This window comes from Pseudomonas sp. NPDC085632, from assembly GCF_044541255.1.
GTDB lineage: Bacteria > Pseudomonadota > Gammaproteobacteria > Pseudomonadales > Pseudomonadaceae > Aquipseudomonas.
Genome location: NZ_JBITSX010000050.1, coordinates 22,118 through 43,719, shown reverse-complemented (window position 1 = coordinate 43,719; position 21,602 = coordinate 22,118). Strand labels below are relative to the sequence as shown.

Below are 21,602 nucleotides of genomic sequence, written 5' to 3'. Positions count from 1 at the left end.
TGAGGCTCTCTTGTGCCGACGCGAACGTCTGCACCGGGCCTTTGGTGGAGCAAATGACGGTTATCGTTAGCTCACTAAGTTAACCCAGCGTTAACAAAAAAGCCCTGCACTTTTTTATCAGTGCAGGGCCTTGAATGGTGCTTTGAAAGCGTAGCCTCAATAACGATTAGGCTCCATTTCCAGCTCGACATTGAAACGTTCGGCAATGTCTTTCTGGATGCGTTGCGCCAGATCGAGCAGTTGTAACCCGGTCGCCGCGCCGTAGTTGACCAGCACCAGCGCCTGCAATTTATGTACGCCGGCATCGGCCTCACGGAAACCTTTCCAGCCGGCACGCTCAATCAGCCAACCCGCCGCCAGTTTCATCTGCCCGTTCGGTTGCGCGTAAGCCACCACGTCCGGGTGCTGCGTTTTGATTTGCGCGACGACGGCCGCCGACACCAGCGGATTCTTGAAGAAGCTGCCGGCATTGCCGAGCACCGCCGGGTCCGGCAGTTTTTCACTGCGGATGCTGCAGATGGCGCGGCTGACGTCACTTGGCGTCGGCTGCTCGATACCCTGTTCGGTCAGGCGCTGACGCACCGGACCGTACTCCAGATGCAGATGCGCGACGCGATCCAGTTTGAAGCGCACGCGCAAAATCAGCCAACGCCCCGGCTGCTGCTTGAACAGGCTGTCGCGGTAGGCGAAGTTGCATTCTTCCAGGGTGAAATCGCGCAGCTCACCGGTCTGGCGGTCCAGCGCGGTGAGCCCGGCGAACACATCCTTGATCTCGACACCGTAGGCACCGATGTTCTGCATTGGCGCAGCGCCAACGGTGCCAGGGATGAGGCTGAGGTTTTCCAGTCCGGAAAAACCCTGCGCCAGCGTGTATTGCACAAATGGATGCCAAGGCTCGCCGGCTTCAGCTTCGATCACCACACGATTGCCGTCATCACTGACCACGCGGATCCCGCGTGTCGCCATGCGCAAAACCAGCGCCGGGATATCCGTGGTCAGCAGCAAGTTGCTGCCACCGCCGATCACCAGCATTGGCACGTCATGTGTTTTCGCATAAGCCAGTGCCTCACGGACATCGGCGTCGCTATGGGCCTCGGCGAACAGTTGCGCGCGAACATCCACGCCAAAACTGTTGAACGGTTTCAGGGAAACCTGCGGTTGCACCTGCAAACTCATAAACGGCCCTTCACTTCGATCAACAGTTGATCGCAGGCCGCTTCGATCAGGTCCAGCACCTGCTCGAAGCCCTGATCGCCGTCGTAATAGGGATCCGGCACTTCATCGACCAACCCGGCATAACGGCGCAGGAACAGATCCAGTTCAGCCTTGCCGGTGGAAGGTTGCAGTGCCTTGAGATTGCGCAGGTTGCTGTTGTCCATCGCCAGGATCAGGTCGTAACTGGCGAAATCGGCTCGGCTGACCTGCTGCGCGCGTTGCGCCGACAGGTCATAACCGCGCACTTTGGCGGCGGCCTGGCTGCGTTTGTCCGGCGGATTGCCTACGTGCCAATCGCCGGTGCCGGCGGAGGCCACTTCGACCTGATCCGCCAGCCCCGCTTCACGCAGTTTGTGGCGTAACACGCCCTCGGCCGTGGGCGAACGGCAAATATTGCCCAGGCACACAAACAGAACGCGCATCAGGCCTCCAGCAGGCGACGAACGCGCTCAAGGTCTTCAACGGTGTCGACGCCGGTTGGCGGCGCAATCAGCGCGTCGGCGACGTGAATCCGCACGCCATGCCACAGGGCACGCAATTGCTCGAGGGATTCAGTGTTTTCCAGCCAGCACGGGCCCCAACTGACGAAGTCCTGGAGGAATCCGGCGCGGTAGGCATAGATGCCGATGTGACGACGGTACGGCACGCCTTCCGGCAACTGCTCGCGGCTCTTGGCGAAGGCATCGCGTGCCCACGGCAAGGTCGCGCGGCTGAAGGTCAGCGCCAGACCATTGAGGTCGCTGACGACCTTGACCACGTTCGGATTGAACAGGGTGTCCACGTCCTCAATCGGCTCGCCCAGCGTGGCCATGCGCGCTTCGGTGTGGGCAGCCAGATTGGCAGCGACCTGATCGATCACGCTCGGCGGGATCAGCGGCTCGTCACCCTGCACGTTGACCACGATCGCGTCGGGCTCAAGGCCCAGTTTCATCGCGACTTCGGCCAGACGATCGGTGCCGGAATTGTGATCTTCACGGGTCAGCACCACTTCGGCGCCAAAGGCCTTGCAGGCCTCGACGATGCGCGCATCGTCAGTCGCCACCACAACGCGGCTGGCGCTGCTTTTGCTCGCCTGTTCCCAGACGTGTTGAATCATCGGCTTGCCGGCGATGTCCAGCAGCGGTTTGCCCGGCAGGCGAGTCGAGGCGAAACGCGACGGAATGACAACGGTGAAGGCAGTGGTCATTTATCCAGACGCTCGTCGGTGGTCAGGGTGCGGGCTTCGCTTTCGAGCATGACCGGGATGCCATCGCGGATCGGGTACGCCAGACCGGCGCCCTTGCTGATCAACTCGGTCTTGTCGGCGCTGAGCTTGAGCGGGCCTTTGCAGATCGGGCACGCGAGGATATCGAGCAATTTGGTGTCCATGAACATTCCCTGGATAAAAGAGTTAAGGCAAAAGCCGATCGGGCAACAGGCGCATCAGCTGCGTGTCAAACCAGGCCACGAAGGCCGGCGACGGCACGGCATCGACCGCCAGATACCACCAGTCCGCAGCAGCAAAAGCGCGGCACTTCACCGCGTCCTTTTCGGTCATCACCAACGGCAATGACGGTGTGAAATTCAAGGCTTGCACGCTGTATTCGGCGTGGTCGGCAAACGCATGGGGGACTGGCCGCCAGTCTAGCGCTTCGAGGGTATTGAAGAAACGTCGCGGATTGCCGATCCCGGCAACGGCGTGCACGGCCTGGCCGGCCGAAAAATGCTCGAGCGGCTTGCGCTCGCCACTGCGCAAATTAACCAGCGCGGTAGGTTGCAGACGGAAGGCGAAGCCGTCGTCGCGGTCCTCAGTGGCGCCGTTGAACAGTACGCCGTCGACGCTTTGCAGACGCTCGATCGGCTCACGCAATGGCCCAGCCGGCAGGCAGCGTTTGTTGCCGAGGCCACGGGCGGCATCGATCAGCACCAGCTCCAGATCCCGCGCCAGACGGTAATGCTGCATACCGTCATCAGAGAGGATCAGATCCAGTGGTTCACTGGCAAGCAAGGCTTTGACCGCGGCGCTGCGATCGGGGTCGATCATCAATGGCACGCCGGTGCGCTGGACGATCAGCAGCGGCTCGTCACCGGCGATGTTCGCGGTTTGATCGGCCTCAACACGCCATGGCAGTTGCGGTGGCTTGGCGCCGTAACCACGGCTGACCACGCCGACGCGCAAACCGCTGCGCCGACAGTGTTCGATCAGCCAGAGAATCATCGGCGTCTTGCCGGTACCACCGACGGTGATATTGCCGACCACGATCAACGGCACGGGCGGTTGATAGATCGCGCCTTCACCGTCGAGAAAGCGCTGGCGTTTTTTGACCACCACGCGGCGATACAACATTTCCAGCGGCCGCAGCAGCGTCAGGGCCGGGTGCCCCTGATACCACGCGGCGAGCAAACGATCGGACAGGCTCATCAGGATTTAGGCGCCGCCTCGACCGTGGTCATGCGCAGATGGCTGAAACCGAGCTTGCCGGCCGCGTCCATGGCGGTGATCACGGATTGATGCTGCGTCTTGCCGTCAGCACTGATCGACAACGGCATGTTGGTGTCGCCGTTGGACTCTTTCTGCATGGCTTCCATCAGGGTCGCCAGATCATTCTTCGGCAGAATCTTGTTGTTCACCGAAAACACGCCTTCAGCGCTGATGGCCACGTCAATCTGCTTGAGCTGCTGGTCTTCGGCCGGTGAGCCGCTGACCGCTTCCGGCAGGTCGACGCGCAACTGGGTTTCACGGGTAAACGTGGTGGTCACGACGAAAAACAGCAGCAGGATAAACACCACATCGATCAGCGATGCGAGGTTGATGTCGATCGTTTCCCGAGGCTTGCGACGGAATTTCACGCGCGGCCCTCGGCCAGATCGACGTCACGGTCGCCCTGCACCACTTCAACCAGTTTGATCGCTTCCTGTTCCATGCCCACCACCAGTTCATCGATACGGCGTTGCAGGAAGCGGTGGAAGAACACCGCCGGAATACCGACCATCAAGCCCGCCGCCGTGGTGATCAGCGCTTTGGAGATACCGCCGGCCAATACCGAAGCGTTGGTGGTCATACCTGAACCGGTGAAGGCACTGAAAATGTCGATCATGCCCAACACCGTGCCCAGCAGACCCAGCAACGGCGACATGGCGGCAATCGTGCCCAGCGCATTGACGTAGCGTTCGAGCTCGTGAATCACCCGGGCGGCTGCTTCTTCGATGCACTCCTTCATGATCTCGCGACCATGCTTGGAGTTGGCCAGACCCGCAGCGAGGATTTCCCCCAGCGGCGAATTGGCGCGTAATTCCTTGAGTTTTTCTTTATTGAGCTGTTTGTCCTTGATCCACACCCAGACCTGGCCCAGCAGATGCTCGGGGGTGACGCGACTGGCGCGCAGGGTCCACAGGCGTTCGGCGACGATTGCCATGGCCGCGATGGAGCTCAGAATGATCGGCAACATCATCCAGCCGCCGGATTTGACCAATTCCCACACAGTGACAGTCCCCTCGAAAAAGTGCGCCACTTTACCATACCGATTGACGATTAAGACCCGCCGCCCCGACGACCGTGATACCCCATTCGCCCACGTCCCGATCAACGGGCCAACGCGGGCGGATCACGCCAGAAACGCCGTTGATGACGCATCGTGCGTGGCGCCTTGAAGGTGCCCAGTTGCAGATGAATGGCGCCCTGCTCGGCGCTGTCGTAAATGTGCAGGCCCAGTTTGCGATAGCGCGCCAGCACGGTCGGGTGCGGATGGCCAAAAGAGTTGCCATGGCCTCGCGAGATCAGCACGGACTCAGGCTGCAAGACTTTGAGCAGCGCCATCGACGATGAACTGCGACTGCCATGATGGGGCGACTGCAGCCATTGCGTCGGCACGGCCAGTGGACTATCGAGCAGCAAGCGTTCGGCGTGGGTGTCGATATCGCCGGTCAACAGCAGGCGCTCGCCATTCGCCTCGATCTGCAACACGCACGAACGCTGATTGCTGTCGTGAGCGTCCGCCCACTGCCAGAGCTCAAAACGCACGCCGTCCCACTGCCATTGCCGGCCGCTTTCGCAGGCTTCGGCGCCCAATTGCGCGGGCAGTGCCGCCGGATCACCGCTGATCACCCGAGCGACGGTCAAACCGCGCATGATCGCCAGAGCGCCACCCGCGTGATCGGCGTCCGCATGACTAAGCAGCATCTGATCGAGTTTTTCCACACTGAGCTTGCGCAACGCGGGCAGCACCACCCGTTCGCCGAGATCGAAATCGCCAAAGCGTGGGCCCGCGTCATAGAGCAACGCGTGATGGCGGGTACGAATCAAGATGGCCAGGCCTTGGCCGACATCGAGCTGCCAGATATCGGCCAGGCCTTCCTCAAGCCGTTCGCGTGGTGGCATCACTAGAAGCAACAACAATGGCCAGCCCAGTGGCCGCAGGGGTACACCGCGCGGTAACAGCAACAACACAGCGCCGAGGCTGCCGAACAACCAGACCCAGCCCGGCACAGACGGGGCAGTCCATGCGGGCCATTGCCCGGCAATCACGGCCAACGCGAGAAACAGCACATCGATCAAACCGCCAGCCAGCCACAAAAGGCCTTCACCGACAAACGGCACCGGCAATAGCAGCGTTCCGAGCAATGCAGGTGGCAACACCACAAGACTCACCCAAGGCACCGCCAACAGGTTGGCCAATGGCCCGCTAAGACTGATCGGCAGATTCAGTGCCAGTAACACCGGGCACAGACCGATGGCAATCAACCACTGCGCCCGCGTCCAGGTCTGCCACCAACGCCACGCGCCCAGCCGACCGCCAAATGTGAAAATCAGCACCGCAACCGCCGCAAAGGACAACCAGAAACCAGGGCGCAGGCTCGCCAAGGGATCGAGCAAAAGCACCGTATTGAGCGCCAGCAACAACGGCCACCAGGCGCCGAGATGGCGAAAACGCAGACGCCATAACAGCACCAGCGCGACCATCACGCAGGCCCGCCGCACCGGCACATCGAACCCGGCAAGCAGGCCATAACCCAATGCCGCCGCGAGAGCCAGCCCACAGGCCCATGGCAGCCACGGCCAACGCAAAGGCCACAAGCCAAATCGCGCCAGCCCTGCGACCAGCCCATACATCACCGCCGCCAGCAAACCAATGTGCTGGCCGGAAATCACCAGCAAGTGAACGGTGCCGGTGTCTTGCAGAATCTGCCAGTCCTCGCGACTGAGCCCCGAGCCATCGCCCAGCACCAGCGCGGCCAACGCGCCGCTTCGCCCCTGCGCATCCACACTCAGCAAACGCTGGCGAATGCCGTCGCGCCAGGCCCAGCGTGCGGCTGTCAGGCGCTGGCCATCCTTGATCGTGCCGGTCGCGCCGACGCGTTGCGACAGCAGCCACGCTTCGTAATCGAAAGCGTGCGGATTGAGCAAACCACCCGCACGCTTGAGTTTGACCGCTAATCGCCAACGCTCGCCGCTGTTGACCGGCGGCCCGGCGTACCAGGCGAGTCGCATCAGCGCCGGCAGCTTTTCGTGACGTGATCGCGCATCGGCCAATTCGAAGCGCACCACGCCGTCGCTGTTCTGCGGCAAACCGACGACCCGCCCTTCAACCCACCGGGTTTCGCCATCCAGCCCGACCGGCAAACGATCATTCAACGCCCATTGCGCACCGACGCTGGCCCACGTGAAGCCAAACAGCAAAAACGCCAAGGGATAGCTGCGAAACGGCAGCAGCATCAAAGCCACGACCGGTAACAACAGCATCAACCAGACCGGCGGTAATACCGGCATAAAAACCGGAGCCAGCAGACCGACTGCGAGCGCCATCATCCCTGTGCGCATAAGCCCGTCCTTGAGAGTCCCGCATTTAGGCATAGCGGGTGTCGGGCACAAGCGTCGTCAACAATTGTCACAAAGTCTGAATGGGCGCTTCGTAGAATCCAGACATACTTGCCGCCTTAACCGACCGAGAAGCCTTATGCCCCGGCGCTTATTCAAACGTTACATGCCCGATCCGACGAGCATCAGGGAACACAAATCCTTACGCTTTCTCGGCAAGTTGCTGCATGACCCGAACCTCTGGCACCTCAATCGCCACTCGGTCGCCCGGGCGATGGCGGTCGGCTTGTTCGCCGCGTTCCTGCCGATTCCAGCGCAGATGCTGGTCGCGGCCGCGCTGGCCATCACTGTGCGAGGCAACATGCCGATTGCCGTCAGCCTGGTCTGGCTGACGAATCCGATCACCATGCCGGCGGTGTTCTTCTGTACCTATCAGGCGGGCGCGTGGTTGATGGATGTGCCAGCACGGCATCTGCCCGATGAGTTGACCTGGGAGTGGATCAGCGGCGAGTTGTCGACATTGTGGCAGCCGTTTTTGCTGGGCTCGGTAGTGTGCGGGCTGGTGCTCGGGGCCCTCGCCTACTTCGCGGTGATGATGTATTGGCGCTGGTGGGTGGCGCGACAATGGGCGCGGCGCAAGAAAAGCCGCATGCGCTGAATGCAAAACGGCCTCCGCAGTGGGAGGCCGTTTCGTTTTGTGGCGTCTGCATTCGCGAGCAGTCGACTCGGTCCTAAGTCAGGTACGCATCCCGCGCCCACTCACCAGCAACCGCGCGCAACCGAGGTACAGCACCACCGTTGCCACCAGCATGAAGGTGATCGCGATACCGATCTTGATATCCGACACACCCAGGATGCCGTAACGGAACGCATTGACCATATGCAACACCGGGTTGGCCAGCGACACGGTCTGCCAGAACGGCGGCAGCAGCGTGATCGAATAGAACACCCCGCCCAGGTACGTCAGCGGTGTCAGCACAAAGGTCGGGATGATCGAAATATCATCGAAATTGCGCGCAAACACCGCGTTGATGAAGCCCAGCAGCGAGAAGATCGTTGCTGTCAGTACCACCACCAGAATGGTCACACCGAGGTGATGCACCTGCAAATGGGTGAAGAACAGCGACAGAATCGTCACGATCACGCCCACCATCAAGCCACGCAACACGCCGCCAATGGTGAAGCCGATCAGAATCGTGTGCGGCGATACCGGCGAGACCATCAATTCTTCGATGGAACGCTGGAACTTGCTGCCGAAGAAACTCGAGACCACGTTGCCATAGGAGTTGGTGATCACCGACATCATGATCAGGCCCGGCACGATGTACTCCATGTACGTGAAGCCACCCATGTCACCAATCTGCCGGCCGATCAGATTACCGAAGATCACGAAGTACAGAACCATGGTGATTGCCGGCGGCAGCAACGTCTGCGGCCAGATCCGCGTGAAGCGTTTGACCTCGCGGTAAACGATGGTCTGAAGGGCGACGAGGTTGGGACGGAATTCGGAACTCATACCGCCACCTTCGACAGATTTTTCTCCACCAGGGACACGAACAGCTCCTCAAGGCGATTGGTTTTGTTGCGCAGGCTCAACACTTCGATGTGCTGCTGCGCCAACTGGGTGAACAACGCCGTGATGCCCATGGATTTGTCGACCTGGACTTCCAGGGTATGGCTGTCGATCAACCGGGCCGGGTAGCCGAGCAATTGCGGCGCAGCGCTCAAGTCGTTTTTCAGGTCCAGCAGGAAGGTTTCCACGTGCAACTGGCCCAGCAATTGTTTCATGCTGGTGTTCTCGACGATGGTGCCGTGGTCGATGATGCCGATGTTGCGGCACAACTGCTCAGCCTCTTCCAGATAATGCGTGGTGAGGATGATGGTGATGCCTTTCTGGTTCAGCTCGGTGAGGAACGTCCACATCGACCGGCGCAGTTCGATGTCGACGCCTGCGGTCGGTTCATCGAGGATCAGCAGACGCGGTTCGTGGACCAGCGCACGAGCGATCATCAAGCGACGCTTCATGCCACCGGACAACGAACGCGACGGCACATCGCGCTTGTCCCACAGGCCCAACTGGGTCAGGTACTGCTCGGCACGTTCCTTGGCGATCTTCGCCGGAATGCCGTAGTAACCGGCCTGAGTGACGACGATGTCGAAGGTCTTTTCAAACTGGTTGAAGTTGAATTCCTGCGGCACCACGCCGATCGAGCGCTTGAGCTGCGCAGGATTCTTGTCCAGGTCATGGCCGAAGATATTCACCGTACCGCTGGTCTTGTTTACCAGCGTCGAGAGAATGCCGATGGTCGTGGATTTGCCGGCACCGTTGGGACCGAGCAAGGCGAAAAAGTCACCTTCGGCGACGTCCAGATCGATACCACTCAAGGCCTGGAACCCGTTGCCGTAGGTTTTGGTTAGCTGCCGGATGGACAGAGCGGAACTCATATCTGATTTACGCACCATTGAAGGGAAAAAAGGAGACGGCGGCGAGGGAGCGAACCGCAGCGCAAGTGCGCAATGGTGCTTGCCGCCGCCGCACAAGTACAGTCAAGTGTGTCGATAGTAGGTATTAAGTCAACGCGGTCATAACGGCTTTTTTGTACGCCGGACGCTGTTTCAAGCGCTCGTACCAGGCTTGCAGGTGAGGTTGCGGCGCTCGTTCGATGGGCATCTCGAACCAGGCATAAATGAAGCTGCCCAGTGGAATGTCGCCCATGCCGATGTCTGCTCCGGACAGGTACGGTTGGCTGGCCAGCGCCTGATCGGCCATGCTCAGCAGTTCATTGCATTCCTTGATCGCGGCGTTGATGGCCGTCCAGTCCTGCTTGTCTGCCGGCGTGCGCAGCACACCCCAGAACACCGTGCGGAAAGGGCCGGCGAAACTCGACGTGGTCCAGTCCATCCACTTGTCAGCGATGGCCCGGGCTTGCGGATCCGCTGAGTACCAGGCGCTGTCGGGCGCATGCCTGGCCAGCAGATAGCGAACGATGGCGTTGGATTCCCACAACACGAAACCGTCGTCTTCGATCACCGGCACTCGGCCATTCGGGTTCATCGCCCGGTACTCCGGTGTGTCGACTACGCCGAAGGCGCCACCGGCATCGATCGCCTCGTAAGCCAGGCCAAGCTCTTCAGCAGCCCACAACGGCTTCCTGACATTCGATGAGTTTTTCCGTCCCCAGATTTTCAGCATGACCGCCTCTTTTCAAATGAGTGGGCAGGCAGCATACGCCGGATCAGGTACGGCTCAAATCACCGTGCATATCACCCAGCAGTTGCGGCTGCTGATCAGTGAACAGATGCGGATAACACTTTTGCAGATGTTCGAAGAAGAACGTTTCCGGCACATCGGCGAATTGCCCGTGGTCGACCAGATACTCCATCAGCTGCGCACCGTCACGGTTGTAGGGGTGGAAAACGCTGTCGTTGATGCCGTCGAATTCCAGTGGCGCAACGTTGAACAATTCGCAGAGTTTCTGGTTGAACGCGGGTGTCGCTTTTACCCAGCGATCATTGAGGAAAAACTCGGTATAGCCGTGCATGGCGAACATATCGCTCTTCAGCAACTCAAGCAGACGTGGCGTCGACAAGTGATTTTTCACGTCGGCCAGACCGATGCGCGCCGGGATCCCGCAATGCCGTGCGCAACCGGCGAGCAGCGTGGCTTTGGGCACGCAATAACTCTCCCCCGTCACCAGCGCATAGCTGCCGCGCAAGGTCTGCGGATCACGGCTGAAGGTATAGGGGTTGTAACGCACCGCCTCACGCGCGGCGTAATAAAGACTGATCGCCTGCTCGAGCGGATCGCGGCGGGCACCCCGATGTTGTTCTGCGAACTCCACCACGGCCGGGTGGTCACTATCGATGAAGCGGCCGGGACTCAGATACTCGTGCATGACGACAATCTCCTGGGTGAGCCCCGAGTCTAGCGACACCTTCAGCACAGAGATAACGACGTTTCGGCCAAACTTGCACGCAAAGACGCGGGATCAGCGAACGATTTCCCACACGTGTTGCCCACCGAACCTACGAAAACCATCCGGGGTTTCCCACGATTTCAATCACCTTGGTCTGACCACCCGGTTTTACAGATGCCGTCTAAGCTCTGGAGGGTCGATTTGCCTTGGTTCACGGAGGACTGAATATGCTGTTGTTGTGGATACTGGTTTTGCTCGTTGGCGTGGCGTATCTCGCCCACCGGCGTATTTCCCCCCTGCCCGCTTTGGGCATCGTTGCCGTCTACCTGCTGGCGATGGGCATTTTCAGTCATGCGCCGGGCTGGTTATTGGCGGTGTTGTGGATCTTGCTGGCGGTGGTCGCCGCACCGCTGCTGCTGCCTGACCTGCGCCGCAAACATTTCACTGCGCCGCTGTTCAGCTGGTTCCAGAAAACCCTGCCGCCCATGTCGCAGACCGAACGCGACGCGATCGACGCCGGCACCGTGTGGTGGGATGGCGAGCTGTTCAGCGGCCGTCCGGACTGGGACAAACTGCTGGCCTATCCCAAGGCGCAACTGAGCGAAGAGGAACAGGCGTTCATCGACGGCCCGACGGAAGAACTTTGCGCAATGGTCACTGACTGGCAGATCGGCCAGTCGATGGACCTGCCGGCCGAAGCCTGGACGCACATCAAGGAGCACGGTTTCTTCGCCCTGATCATCCCGAAAGAATTCGGTGGTAAAGGTTTCTCTGCTTACGCGCACTCGCAAGTGGCAATGAAGCTGGCCACCCGCAGCGGTGACCTCGCCTCCACCGTCATGGTGCCGAACTCACTCGGCCCGGCCGAACTGCTGCTGCATTACGGCACCGACGAACAACGCAATCACTATTTGCCACGTCTGGCCCGTGGCGATGACATCCCGTGCTTCGCCCTCACCGGCCCACTCGCGGGTTCCGATGCCGGTGCGATGCCCGACACCGGGATTATCTGCAAAGGCCAATGGGAAGGTCAGGAAGTCATCGGCCTGCGTCTGAACTGGGAAAAGCGTTACATCACTCTAGGCCCCGTGGCCACCCTGCTCGGTCTGGCCTTCAAAGCCTATGACCCGGAGCATCTGCTGGGCGACAAGGAAGACCTTGGCATCAGTCTGGCACTGATCCCGACCGACACCGCCGGCGTGGAAATCGGTCGTCGTCACCTGCCACTGGGCGCAGCGTTCATGAACGGCCCGAACTCCGGCAAGGACGTGTTTATCCCGCTGGACTTCCTCATCGGCGGTCAGGAAATGCTCGGCAAGGGCTGGATGATGCTGATGAATTGCCTGTCAGTCGGCCGTTCGATCTCGTTGCCAGCCGTCGGTACCGGCGCGGCCAAATTCACCAGTCTGGTCACCGGCCAGTACGCGCAGATCCGTGAGCAGTTCAATGTGCCGCTGTCGGCGTTCGAAGGTATACAGGAGGCCATGGCGCGCATCGGCGGCAACGCGTGGATGATGGACGCGGCACGCATGCTCACCGCCAACGCGGTGGACTTGGGCGAGAAACCGTCGGTGCTGTCGGCGATCCTCAAGTATCACCTCACCGAACGCGGCCGCGAGTGCATCAGCCATGCCATGGATGTGCACGGTGGCAAAGCGATCATCATGGGCCCGAACAACTACCTGGGGCGCAGCTGGAACGGTGCGCCGATCTTCATCACCGTAGAAGGCGCGAACATTTTGTCACGCAACCTGATGATCTTCGGTCAGGGTGCGATTCGCTGTCATCCGTTTGTGCTGAAGGAGATGGCTCTGGCCGGTCGCGAAGACAAGGATCAGGCCCTGAAAGAGTTCGACGGCCTGCTGCTCAAACACATTGGTTTCGCCGTGAGCAATGCCGCCAGCACGCTGGTGTTGAACCTCGGCTTCGGCCACTTCGAACATGCGCCAGGCGACAAGATCAGTCAGGGTTACTTCCGCGCGCTCAACCGTCAGGCTGCAGCATTCGCCATGCTCGCCGACTTCAGCATGATGTTGCTGGGTGGCGAACTGAAGCGCCGCGAGCGGTTGTCGGCACGCTTGGGTGATGTCCTGAGCAACCTGTATCTGGCCTCTGCCGCGCTCAAGCGTTATCACGACCTGGATTCGCCGGCCTACATGGAACCGCTGTTCCGTTGGGCGATGGAAGAAAGCCTCGGCCAATCGGAACGGGCGCTGGATGAATTGCTGCGCAACTTCCCGAACAAGGTCTTCGGCTGCCTGCTGCGAGGCATCGTGTTTCCGTTCGGTCGTCGTCATAAAGGCCCGTCGGATAAACTCGGTGCCGAAGTGGCTGGCGTGATTGGTCGCGCGAAGGGTGATCCGGCACTGGAAGAGCTGCTCGCCGGTTGCTATCGCCCGCAATCGCCGGACGATGCGGTGGGTGCGCTGCAACACGCCAGCGATCTGCTGACGGCTGCGCAACCGCTGCACAAAAAACTCCACGCTTCGCTGAAAAGCGGCCAGGTCAAACCGGTTGCGGGCGAACACGCGATCGACGCGGCACTTGAAGCGGGCGTGTTGCAAGCAGTGGAAGCGCAGAGCTTGCGCGATGCCGAAGCGGCGCGACGCAAGGTGATCGATGTCGATGATTTCGACAAAGAGGAGTTGACGCTGGCAGAAGGCAAAGTCCGCTGATCCTGACAACCATGTCCAAGAGGGCGCAGGAGCTTTATACTCCCGCGCCCGTTTTGCTCTTGAGGACTTATCTCGTGTCCAACGTCGTTGCCGATCATCTTGTTTTACTCGACCACCTGCGCAGTATCCTGGTCGCCGTAGGTGAGGCTGAACAGGTTCCCGAAGAAAGCCATGCCCTGTTCCTGGAGCGCTTCGACGAACTGCTGGCATCGCTGCCGATCGATCCGATCGAAAGTCAGTACCTGGGCCAGGACATCCTGACTCAAGTGATTACCCGTTACCCGCAGATCGCCCACCTGATCCCGCGCGATCTGCTGTGGTTCTTCGCCGGCGACTGTCTGCACTACCTGTCCGACGAAGAGATCGACATGTATCAGGCCCTCGAAGAACGTCGCTACGAAGCGGAACAGAACGATGAACCGTTCGACTGGAATCAGGAAAAACAGCTGCTGGCGATGTCCGCTCAGGACAGCAAGCACTGATTTTCACCCTGTTATAAAAATGCCCGCATGGTGATCCATGCGGGCATTTTTTTGCACCGACGTTAAAGAAGACCCTCGCTTTCAGGCAACTCATACGCCAGCGCTGCGTTACTCGCACCTCCTGACTTGCCCGGCTTGCTCAAGGTCGGCTCTTTCTGCAGACACTCCACCAGATAGTCGATAAACACCCGCAACTTGGGAGGCAGGTAGCGCGTCGGCGAGTGCAGCAACCACAGTCCACCATGGTAGGACGCCAGGAAGGTCCAGTCCGGCAGCACCTGCACAATCAACTTTTGCTCCAGCGCATAGCGTGCAGTGAAGTACGGCAGGCTGCCGATGCCGATGTGCTGCAACACCGCGCCTAATCGCACGCCCGTGTGATTGGCGGCATAACGACCGCGGACACCCACCGTCACCGCTTTGTTGCCTTTCTTGAATTTCCAGCGCGCATCGCTCGGGGTTTCACCCAGATAAACACAGCTGTGATTGAGTAAATCATGGGGGTGGGTCGGAGTACCGTGCTCGGCCAGGTATTGCGGCGTGGCACAGAGCAAGTGGTCGATGGTGAGCAACTGCCGCCCGACCAGCCCGGCCGGGGGGCGATCCGTAATGCGAATCGCCAGATCGACATGGTCGTCGATCAAATCGACCTGACGATCTTCCAGCAGCAACTCGACATCGACCTTGGGGTAGCGCCGCAGAAACTCAGGCATATGCGGATGGATCACGAAGCGACCCACCGCTTTCGGCACGCTCACCCGCACCAGCCCTTCCGCTTCATGGGTGAACTGGCCACTGATTTCCATCACCGATTTGGCCGCGCTGACCATTTCCTGACAGCGCTTGAACACCTCTTCGCCACCGTCACTCAAACGCAGCTTGCGCGTGGTGCGCTGTAACAACCGCGTGGCCAGGGCTTTTTCAAGCCGCGAAATACTGCGGCTCACCGCTGACGGCGATGAACCCAGTTGCCGAGCCGCCTCAGAGAAGCTGCCGGTCTCCACGACCTTGACGAAAATCGCCATTTCACCGAGCAGCGGTAGCGGCAGATTGATGCTCACAGCGCACAAGTCCTTTGATGTTTGAACGGATTATCACGTTATTGCACGATTCATATAATAAAAAAAGAAACTTTAATAAGGGCATGGAATATGACGCTTCGCCTCTTTTTCCATAGTGATGACCTCAAGGCCAATGTGGAAGTCCTCGACTGCACGCCCCAAGAGAACGAATTTGCCGTGGTATTGCGCGCTACGCTGTTTCACCCGCAAGGCGGCGGCCAGCCGTGTGATACCGGCTGGATCGCTGAAAGCCAGGTACTGCGCGTGGTACAGGAGCCGGACCGGATCATTCATTTTGTCGATCGGCCGGTGGCGCTCGGTATGACCTGTATCCGCATCGACGAACAGCGCCGCCACTTCAATACACGCATGCATTCGGCCGGGCACCTGATCGGGCATTTCGTTCAGGCGTCGGGCTGGATGCCGATCAAGGCACACCACTGGCCGGACGAAGGTCGAGTGCAATTCAAACCCGGAGATGGCGCGCAGGAAGTCGACGCAGAGACCGTTCAATACGGTATCGACCAGTGGATCGAGCACGATCTGCCGCGCCTGACCTCGCTACGCGAAGGTGCGCGGGAAATCGGTTTTGGTGAACTGCCCGCCTATGGCTGCGGCGGCACCCATGTACGCAGCCTGAAGGATCTGGGCACAGTCACGATCACGTCCCTTTCGCAAAAGAAAGGCACCTTGTCCGTCCACTACAGCGTGGATTGAGCATTTCGGACGCTGCCTCACGCAACGTCCGACGCCGGGGAACCGCATTCGCAGGTTCCGTTGACTATCGATAGATGGACCTAAAAAAATGATGCTAGACGTCGAGCGTCTCGATGAGACGTGCATAAAAAAACTGGCCAACGAAGAAGTCCTCGCCATCCGCGTCAAAGGCTTTTTGCCTGAGCCACTGGCCATTCAGATTGGCGACAAGATTCTCGCTCCAGGCTTTGAGGGTTACATCAACGCACCGAGTATCGGCCGCATCGGCATGGCCTTTTATGAGGCCGAAAACCAGCCGCTGCTGATTGAGGACTACTTCGAACGTGCCACCAGCAACATCGCCGAACTGCGCAATCGTTGCGCGCCCTACTCTTCACCGATCGACACCTTGCGCTGCATGCTCGACGAATCCTGGCCGGCCGGTGCGCACCTGGAAAACCTCTATGGCCGAAAAATGTATGTTGGCCTTTCACGCGTGGTGAAACCGGGCGTGTGCTTCCTCGCCCATCACGACATCTTCGCCAAGGACGCCCCGGACAGCTTCCAGGCCCGCAGCCTTGAGGCGCAGTTCGCCTGCAACGTCTATCTGAACATGCCGACCGAGGGCGGCGCGTTACAGATGTGGGACGACGACATCAGCCCGGATCAATTCGACGAAATGCGTGGTGACAGCTATGGCGTCGAACCGGCGCTACTCGGCCCTCCTGCCCTCGAAGTGAGACCGCAACCCGGCGATTTCATCATGTTCAATTCGCGTCGCATGCACTCGGTGACCCCGGGCGTGGCAGATCCGCGTTTGAGTCTTTCCTTTTTTGTCGGCTATCGCGGCAATGCTTCACCCCTGACCTACTGGAGCTGAGATGTATTCGAATTATCTGGGCGAGTTTCTGGCGCTGGCTACCATTCACTTTCTGGCCGTGGTTGCTCCCGGCCCGGACTTCGCGGTCACTATTCGCCAAAGCGTACGTTTCGGCCGACTGGTGGGGATCTGCACGGCGCTGGGGATCGGCGCGGGGATTTCCGTGCACGTGCTCTACACGCTGTTGGGAGTCGGGGCGCTGATGCACACCACCCCGTGGCTGCTGACCGTCGCCAAAGTGATTGGCGGTGCTTATATCCTGTATCTGGGTGTCAGCCTGTTGCGCAGCAAACCCAAATCAGCCCTTGAAGGTGAGAAATCCAGCGAGTATCCGGTGGTTGAACAAACACTGTTCAAAGCTTTCAGCACCGGTTTCCTGACCAACGCAACCAATCCCAAGGCCACGCTATTTTTCCTGGCCATCTTCACCACGATCATCAGCGCAGAAACACCTCTGCAAATCCAGGCGTTCTATGGTTTGTGGATGTGTTTTGTAAACGCGTTGTGGTTCGTGATCGTTGCGCTGTTTTTCTCAAGCAGCAAAGTGCGCCTGCTGTTCATGCGCATGGGCCATTGGTTCGAACGCACCATGGGCGTGGTGCTGATCCTGTTTGCCGGTCGCTTGATGCTGTCCTGGTAACCAGACGCCAAAATGCAAAAAGGCCCGCCGAAGCGTTCGGCGGGCCTTTTTCTTTATGACTGATGACTCAACCACAAATCGTGCGCATACAAAAACGCCGCTCTGTTGAGCGGCGTTTTTGTGAAAATGGAGCGGGAAACGAGACTCGAACTCGCGACCCCGACCTTGGCAAGGTCGTGCTCTACCAACTGAGCTATTCCCGCAATGGCGTCCCCTAGGGGACTCGAACCCCTGTTACCGCCGTGAAAGGGCGGTGTCCTAGGCCACTAGACGAAGGGGACACAGGCTACAACTTTCACTAATAAAAACGCCGCTCACTGAGCGGCGTCTTTAGAATTTGGAGCGGGAAACGAGACTCGAACTCGCGACCCCGACCTTGGCAAGGTCGTGCTCTACCAACTGAGCTATTCCCGCAAATGGCGTCCCCTAGGGGACTCGAACCCCTGTTACCGCCGTGAAAGGGCGGTGTCCTAGGCCACTAGACGAAGGGGACACGCTACCCGGAACACATGGTGTGTGTTTCGGTGTCCAGACCCGCATCCGAAGACTTGGTTCTGGTTTCACTCAGCACTGCCCGAAAGCACTGCTGTTTAAAATTGGAGCGGGAAACGAGACTCGAACTCGCGACCCCGACCTTGGCAAGGTCGTGCTCTACCAACTGAGCTATTCCCGCATTGGCGTCCCCTAGGGGACTCGAACCCCTGTTACCGCCGTGAAAGGGCGGTGTCCTAGGCCACTAGACGAAGGGGACACGCTACAACATTCACTCCCTGCCGCGCTTCCGCTGTGTGCTTTACGCTGCAAGTGGCGCGCATTCTATGGATGGATTGAGAGGTCGTCAACCCCCAGATATAAATTTATTTAAATCAATGACTTCGACCTGCTTTACGGCGGCAATCGAGCTTTTCCGTCGCCCGACGATTGACGCCTATATTCCGCCACTCGCCAAGACGTTATAGTCCACCGCACAGTGATGGCAATCTGCACATGCAACGCCAGCATTCATATAAGCAGCGTGCGGCCGATACAGATTGAACCTGCCGATCCAACTCGTCGAGCGGCGCTAGGCGGCTAAATGCCCAGCCACTACACTCGCATGCGAACCCTATAAAGAGGTCTTACCGGTGACACCACTCATGATCACCCTGCTAGTCATAGCCGGGATCGCAATTCTGATCGCCATTGGCTACATGAACCATGTGGTGGAAAACAACAAACTGGAGAAGGCCCGCACCAAGGTCGAACTGAACGACCGCCTGCGCCGCTGCGGCGAACTGACAGAGACCTTCCCGGGCCAGTTCATGACCCCGGCCCTCAAGCTGCTGCTGACCCGCCTGGAGCTGAACGTCTGTCAGCGCCTGCTGAACCTGGAAAAAACCAGCGCCACCACCAAAGCGCGAATCACCGAACTGAGCGCCCTGGTCGCCCAAGGCGAATCGATCCCGGTCAACAACCCGCCGGCGCCGATCCTGACCGAAGCCAAAGCCAAAGACGTGCGCTTCCTGCTCGAAGCCCTCCACGGCCAGATTACCCGCGCCGCCCACGACGGCTTCCTGCCACCGAACGAAGCCAAACACTGGATCCGCGAAGTCCGCCACATTCTGGTGCTGCTGCACATCGAATTTTTCAACAACCTCGGTCAACAGTCCCTGCAACAAAACCAGCCCGGCCAGGCCCGCCTCGCCTTCGAACGCGGCGTGCAATACCTGCGCAAACAGCAGGATCCGCAAATCTACGCAGAACAACTGCAATACCTGGAAAAACTGCTGGCCCGCGCCAACGCCCAGGTCATGGACAAGATTGCACCGGTTGAAGGTGAAGAGAACCAACTGACCGCCGGCCTGAAAGATGTAGAGGCCGATGCGGACTGGAAGAAGAAAGTGATTTACGACTGATTGCAGTTGTTGCGAGAGAAGCCACCGAGAGGTGGCTTTTTTGTGGGCTCGCAGGAGTGAATCCGATAGAAAACCGGTGAATGTGAGAACGCCTTCGCGAGCAAGCTCGCTCCCACACGGTTTGAGTACATCCGGCAGAGATCGGTTGGCTATCAGACCGCCATCGCGAGCAGGCTCGCTCCCACAGAAAAGCGAAAGCAACTCCCACCTCGCAACCGCATCTGCCTCTCACCACTCAACAGGATGAGCGTTAGCTCGGCTGCAGTTTTTGATCTTGCCGTGTTGGCCCCTTCGGCAGGCTGAGTGGAGGGATTTATCCGGGGGTGGGAGCGCAGCGACCGTTCGACGAAGTCGAACACATCGAGAGGAGGTGCAGCGAAGCAAACCGTAGGCGATGCCCCCGGATAGATCCCGGAGCGAAGGAACCCCGAGCCACAGCGAGGGGCCGAACGCCGGGGCCAAGACCTTTGGTTCCTTTGGGGCGTTTGCCAAAGGGACTCGCTGTAAGAGCGAAACCGCCAGCAGCAGCACCCGAAGCAACGGATATGCCCCCAAAACCCCAAGAGCCTGGCCGGCCCAAAGGCCGCCAAGGCTCAATCAAAGCCGAAAATGCCCAACCATCCCGCGCAACTCACTCCCCAACTGCGCCAGCTCAACACTCGAAGCCGCATTCCCGCGCATCGCGATCGACGACTGATCCGCACTCGCCCGAATACTCGTCACACTGCGGTTGATCTCCTCCGCCACCGAACTCTGCTCCTCGGCCGCCGCCGCAATCTGCTGATTCATCTGCTGAATCAACGACACCGCTGCCGCAATACTCCCCAGCGCGCTCTCGGTCTGCAAAGCATCACTCACCGCCAGTTTCACCAACTCGCCGCTGCTCTGAATCTGCTGTACCGACGCATGCGCCGCCGAGCGCAACGCACTCACCAGCCGCTCAATTTCCTCAGTCGATTGCTGCGTGCGCCGAGCCAGTGCGCGCACCTCATCGGCCACCACCGCAAAGCCCCTGCCCTGCTCCCCTGCCCGCGCGGCCTCGATCGCGGCATTCAAAGCCAAGAGATTGGTCTGTTCGGCGACACTCTTGATCACCCCCAGCACCGTGCCGATATTCTGGATTTCAGCACTGAGGCTTTCGATGCTGGAACTGGCCGACGTCGCCGAATCAGCCAATTGCTCGATGCGCGCCATGCTCTGGCGCACCACCTGCTGACCACTCTCGACCTTGTCATCCGCCGTCTGCGCGGCCAGCGCAGCCTCTTCGGCGTTGCGCGCAACGTCATGCACGGTGGCGGTCATCTGGTTCATCGCCGTGGCGACCTGCTCGGTTTCTTCCTTCTGGCTGCTGACCTCAAGGTTGGTCTGCTCGGTGACCGCCGACAACGATTGCGCCGAACTGGCCAATTGTTCGATCCCAGCCTGCAAGCCGCTGACAATCGTACTCAGCCCCGCCCCCATCTGTTGCATCGCCAGCATCAACTGGCCGATCTCGTCACGACGGGTCACCTCCACAGTCGCACTCAAGTCGCCGGCGGCAATCTGTTGCGCGACCTGAATCACGCTGCGCAATGGCGCGACGATCAGTCGGGTAATCAGCCACGCCGCGAGCAAGCCGACCAACAACGCCAGCGCCGAGGAACCAATGATCAGCAGCGAATTTTTCTTCAGTTCCGCCTGCATCGCGCCGTCTTCAGCAACGTAAGCCTGATTCACCCGCTCGACCACTTGGTCGGCACGCTGGTGCAATTGCTCGTAGACGGTTTTCTCCTGCACGAGCAAGCCGGTGTATTCGGCCAGTTTGTCGTTGAAACCGGCGATATGCCCGGACACTTCATTGAGCACGGTCAGATAGCCTTCGTCCTTGACCGTGGTCTTCAGTTCTTCGGCCTGGGCCTGGGCCTGGGCGGCCTGTTCGATATTGCCCTTGCCGGCACTGTCGGCGTCACCCTTGCGGCTTTGATCCAGACGAATCCGCGCTTCGTTCATCGCTTGCAGCATCAGCCGGGAGACCTGACTGACCTGACTGGCCTGCTCGATGAATTGCGCCCCGTCCTTACCCCCGGTGTCCTTCAAGGTATATGCACCGTCGTCGGCAAGCCCGGCCTGTAACACGTCGAGGTTGTTGGCCACACTGGACACCGACCAACTGGCCATTTCCAGTGCCAGGTCCTTGGCCTGAGTCAACGACACAAATTCATCGAACGCCTTTCGATAGGCTCCCAGCGACTGTTGCACATCATTCATGACCGGCACATTCGCCGCCGCCTGCGCCTTGAGCTGATCAGCCAGAGCAAGCAGTTCGTCGACGCCCTTACGCAGCGCATCGGCCGTTTTCGGATTGCCT

At 59.6% G+C, this 21,602-nt stretch carries 21 protein-coding genes, 6 tRNA genes and 1 pseudogene; 7 read left to right on the top strand and 21 right to left on the bottom strand.

Going from position 1 to position 21,602, the window contains the following annotated elements; translation table 11 throughout:
• Positions 1-156: 156 nt before the first annotated feature.
• The 8 genes from murB to ACIF4X_RS24200 form a co-directional block, all read right to left on the bottom strand.
• Complete coding sequence (gene murB, locus ACIF4X_RS24235; RefSeq protein ID WP_397484039.1) at positions 157-1,176, bottom strand: UDP-N-acetylmuramate dehydrogenase; 1,020 nt, start codon at positions 1,174-1,176, stop codon at positions 157-159.
• Positions 1,173-1,637 (bottom strand): low molecular weight protein-tyrosine-phosphatase, encoded by a 465-nt coding sequence (locus tag ACIF4X_RS24230; protein ID WP_102900035.1) that lies wholly within the window; start codon positions 1,635-1,637, stop codon positions 1,173-1,175. The genes murB and ACIF4X_RS24230 overlap by 4 nt, the downstream gene beginning before the upstream one ends.
• On the bottom strand, positions 1,637-2,401 hold the full coding sequence (gene kdsB / locus ACIF4X_RS24225) for a 3-deoxy-manno-octulosonate cytidylyltransferase (protein WP_397484038.1): 765 nt from the start codon (positions 2,399-2,401) through the stop codon (positions 1,637-1,639). Before kdsB ends, ACIF4X_RS24230 begins: the two co-directional genes overlap by 1 nt.
• Positions 2,398-2,583: a Trm112 family protein gene (locus tag ACIF4X_RS24220; RefSeq protein ID WP_003174668.1), complete on the bottom strand. Its 186-nt coding sequence runs from the start codon at positions 2,581-2,583 to the stop codon at positions 2,398-2,400. Before ACIF4X_RS24220 ends, kdsB begins: the two co-directional genes overlap by 4 nt.
• Positions 2,584-2,605: 22 nt before the next feature.
• A complete protein-coding gene (gene lpxK / locus ACIF4X_RS24215; RefSeq protein ID WP_397484037.1) occupies positions 2,606-3,616 on the bottom strand; it encodes a tetraacyldisaccharide 4'-kinase in 1,011 nt (336 codons plus the stop codon).
• Positions 3,616-4,044, bottom strand: coding sequence for a biopolymer transporter ExbD (locus tag ACIF4X_RS24210; protein WP_007908223.1), 429 nt, complete (start codon positions 4,042-4,044; stop codon positions 3,616-3,618). The genes lpxK and ACIF4X_RS24210 overlap by 1 nt, the downstream gene beginning before the upstream one ends.
• Complete coding sequence (locus ACIF4X_RS24205) at positions 4,041-4,676, bottom strand: MotA/TolQ/ExbB proton channel family protein (protein WP_007908216.1); 636 nt, start codon at positions 4,674-4,676, stop codon at positions 4,041-4,043. The genes ACIF4X_RS24210 and ACIF4X_RS24205 overlap by 4 nt, the downstream gene beginning before the upstream one ends.
• Positions 4,677-4,777: 101 nt before the next feature.
• On the bottom strand, positions 4,778-7,012 hold the full coding sequence (locus ACIF4X_RS24200) for a DNA internalization-related competence protein ComEC/Rec2 (protein ID WP_397484036.1): 2,235 nt from the start codon (positions 7,010-7,012) through the stop codon (positions 4,778-4,780).
• 136 nt (positions 7,013-7,148) lie between these two features.
• Between ACIF4X_RS24200 and ACIF4X_RS24195 the strand changes: the two genes are divergently transcribed.
• Positions 7,149-7,667 (top strand): DUF2062 domain-containing protein, encoded by a 519-nt coding sequence (locus ACIF4X_RS24195; protein ID WP_397484035.1) that lies wholly within the window; start codon positions 7,149-7,151, stop codon positions 7,665-7,667.
• 78 nt (positions 7,668-7,745) lie between these two features.
• Here the strand turns inward: ACIF4X_RS24195 and ACIF4X_RS24190 are convergent, their stop codons facing one another.
• The 4 genes from ACIF4X_RS24190 to ACIF4X_RS24175 all read right to left on the bottom strand — a co-directional run bounded on the left by ACIF4X_RS24190 (position 7,746) and on the right by ACIF4X_RS24175 (position 10,905).
• Positions 7,746-8,525, bottom strand: a complete 780-nt coding sequence (locus tag ACIF4X_RS24190; RefSeq protein WP_008087860.1) for an ABC transporter permease — start codon at positions 8,523-8,525, stop codon at positions 7,746-7,748.
• A complete protein-coding gene (locus ACIF4X_RS24185) occupies positions 8,522-9,454 on the bottom strand; it encodes an ABC transporter ATP-binding protein (protein WP_397484034.1) in 933 nt (310 codons plus the stop codon). Before ACIF4X_RS24185 ends, ACIF4X_RS24190 begins: the two co-directional genes overlap by 4 nt.
• Before the next feature lie 124 nt (positions 9,455-9,578).
• Positions 9,579-10,202, bottom strand: a complete 624-nt coding sequence (locus ACIF4X_RS24180; protein WP_397484033.1) for a glutathione S-transferase family protein — start codon at positions 10,200-10,202, stop codon at positions 9,579-9,581.
• Positions 10,203-10,245: 43 nt separating this feature from the next.
• On the bottom strand, positions 10,246-10,905 hold the full coding sequence (locus tag ACIF4X_RS24175) for a transglutaminase family protein (RefSeq protein ID WP_397484032.1): 660 nt from the start codon (positions 10,903-10,905) through the stop codon (positions 10,246-10,248).
• Positions 10,906-11,153: 248 nt separating this feature from the next.
• Between ACIF4X_RS24175 and ACIF4X_RS24170 the strand changes: the two genes are divergently transcribed.
• A complete protein-coding gene (locus ACIF4X_RS24170; protein ID WP_397484031.1) occupies positions 11,154-13,601 on the top strand; it encodes an acyl-CoA dehydrogenase in 2,448 nt (815 codons plus the stop codon).
• Positions 13,602-13,675: 74 nt separating this feature from the next.
• Complete coding sequence (locus ACIF4X_RS24165; RefSeq protein ID WP_008087850.1) at positions 13,676-14,083, top strand: PA2817 family protein; 408 nt, start codon at positions 13,676-13,678, stop codon at positions 14,081-14,083.
• Positions 14,084-14,145: 62 nt separating this feature from the next.
• Here ACIF4X_RS24165 and ACIF4X_RS24160 read toward each other — a convergent pair whose 3' ends face one another.
• Positions 14,146-15,144 carry a LysR substrate-binding domain-containing protein gene (locus ACIF4X_RS24160; protein WP_397484030.1) on the bottom strand — a complete coding sequence of 333 codons (999 nt, stop codon included), beginning with the start codon at positions 15,142-15,144 and terminating at the stop codon, positions 14,146-14,148.
• A gap of 90 nt (positions 15,145-15,234) precedes the next feature.
• Between ACIF4X_RS24160 and ACIF4X_RS24155 the strand changes: the two genes are divergently transcribed.
• The 3 genes from ACIF4X_RS24155 (at position 15,235) to ACIF4X_RS24145 (ending at position 17,360) form a co-directional block, all read left to right on the top strand.
• The gene (locus ACIF4X_RS24155; RefSeq protein ID WP_397484029.1) at positions 15,235-15,861 is read left to right on the top strand and encodes an alanyl-tRNA editing protein; all 627 of its coding nucleotides are present in this window, start codon (positions 15,235-15,237) and stop codon (positions 15,859-15,861) included.
• 88 nt (positions 15,862-15,949) lie between these two features.
• Complete coding sequence (locus tag ACIF4X_RS24150; protein WP_397484028.1) at positions 15,950-16,720, top strand: 2OG-Fe(II) oxygenase; 771 nt, start codon at positions 15,950-15,952, stop codon at positions 16,718-16,720.
• 1 nt (position 16,721) lies between these two features.
• The gene (locus tag ACIF4X_RS24145; protein ID WP_397484027.1) at positions 16,722-17,360 is read left to right on the top strand and encodes a LysE family translocator; all 639 of its coding nucleotides are present in this window, start codon (positions 16,722-16,724) and stop codon (positions 17,358-17,360) included.
• Between the two features lie 127 nt (positions 17,361-17,487).
• Here the strand turns inward: ACIF4X_RS24145 and ACIF4X_RS24140 are convergent.
• From ACIF4X_RS24140 to ACIF4X_RS24115, 6 genes are all read right to left on the bottom strand, one after another.
• Positions 17,488-17,563, bottom strand: a tRNA-Gly gene (locus ACIF4X_RS24140).
• A 2-nt stretch (positions 17,564-17,565) separates the two neighbouring features.
• A tRNA-Glu gene (locus ACIF4X_RS24135) sits at positions 17,566-17,641 on the bottom strand.
• A 57-nt stretch (positions 17,642-17,698) separates the two neighbouring features.
• Positions 17,699-17,774 (bottom strand) — tRNA-Gly (locus ACIF4X_RS24130).
• Positions 17,775-17,777: 3 nt separating this feature from the next.
• Positions 17,778-17,853 (bottom strand) — tRNA-Glu (locus tag ACIF4X_RS24125).
• A gap of 104 nt (positions 17,854-17,957) precedes the next feature.
• Positions 17,958-18,033, bottom strand: a tRNA-Gly gene (locus ACIF4X_RS24120).
• A 2-nt stretch (positions 18,034-18,035) separates the two neighbouring features.
• A tRNA-Glu gene (locus tag ACIF4X_RS24115) sits at positions 18,036-18,111 on the bottom strand.
• A gap of 385 nt (positions 18,112-18,496) precedes the next feature.
• Between ACIF4X_RS24115 and ACIF4X_RS24110 the strand changes: the two genes are divergently transcribed.
• Positions 18,497-19,255, top strand: coding sequence for a hypothetical protein (locus ACIF4X_RS24110; protein ID WP_171057407.1), 759 nt, complete (start codon positions 18,497-18,499; stop codon positions 19,253-19,255).
• A gap of 597 nt (positions 19,256-19,852) precedes the next feature.
• On the opposite strand, the gene ACIF4X_RS24105 is transcribed toward ACIF4X_RS24110, so the two are convergent.
• Positions 19,853-20,716, bottom strand: coding sequence for a methyl-accepting chemotaxis protein (locus ACIF4X_RS24105; RefSeq protein ID WP_397484044.1), 864 nt, complete (start codon positions 20,714-20,716; stop codon positions 19,853-19,855).
• A pseudogene (locus ACIF4X_RS24100) lies at positions 20,714-20,938 on the bottom strand (HAMP domain-containing protein); the annotation flags it as partial. The pseudogene ACIF4X_RS24100 and the gene ACIF4X_RS24105, both read right to left, overlap by 3 nt.
• Positions 20,939-21,602 lie beyond the last annotated feature (664 nt).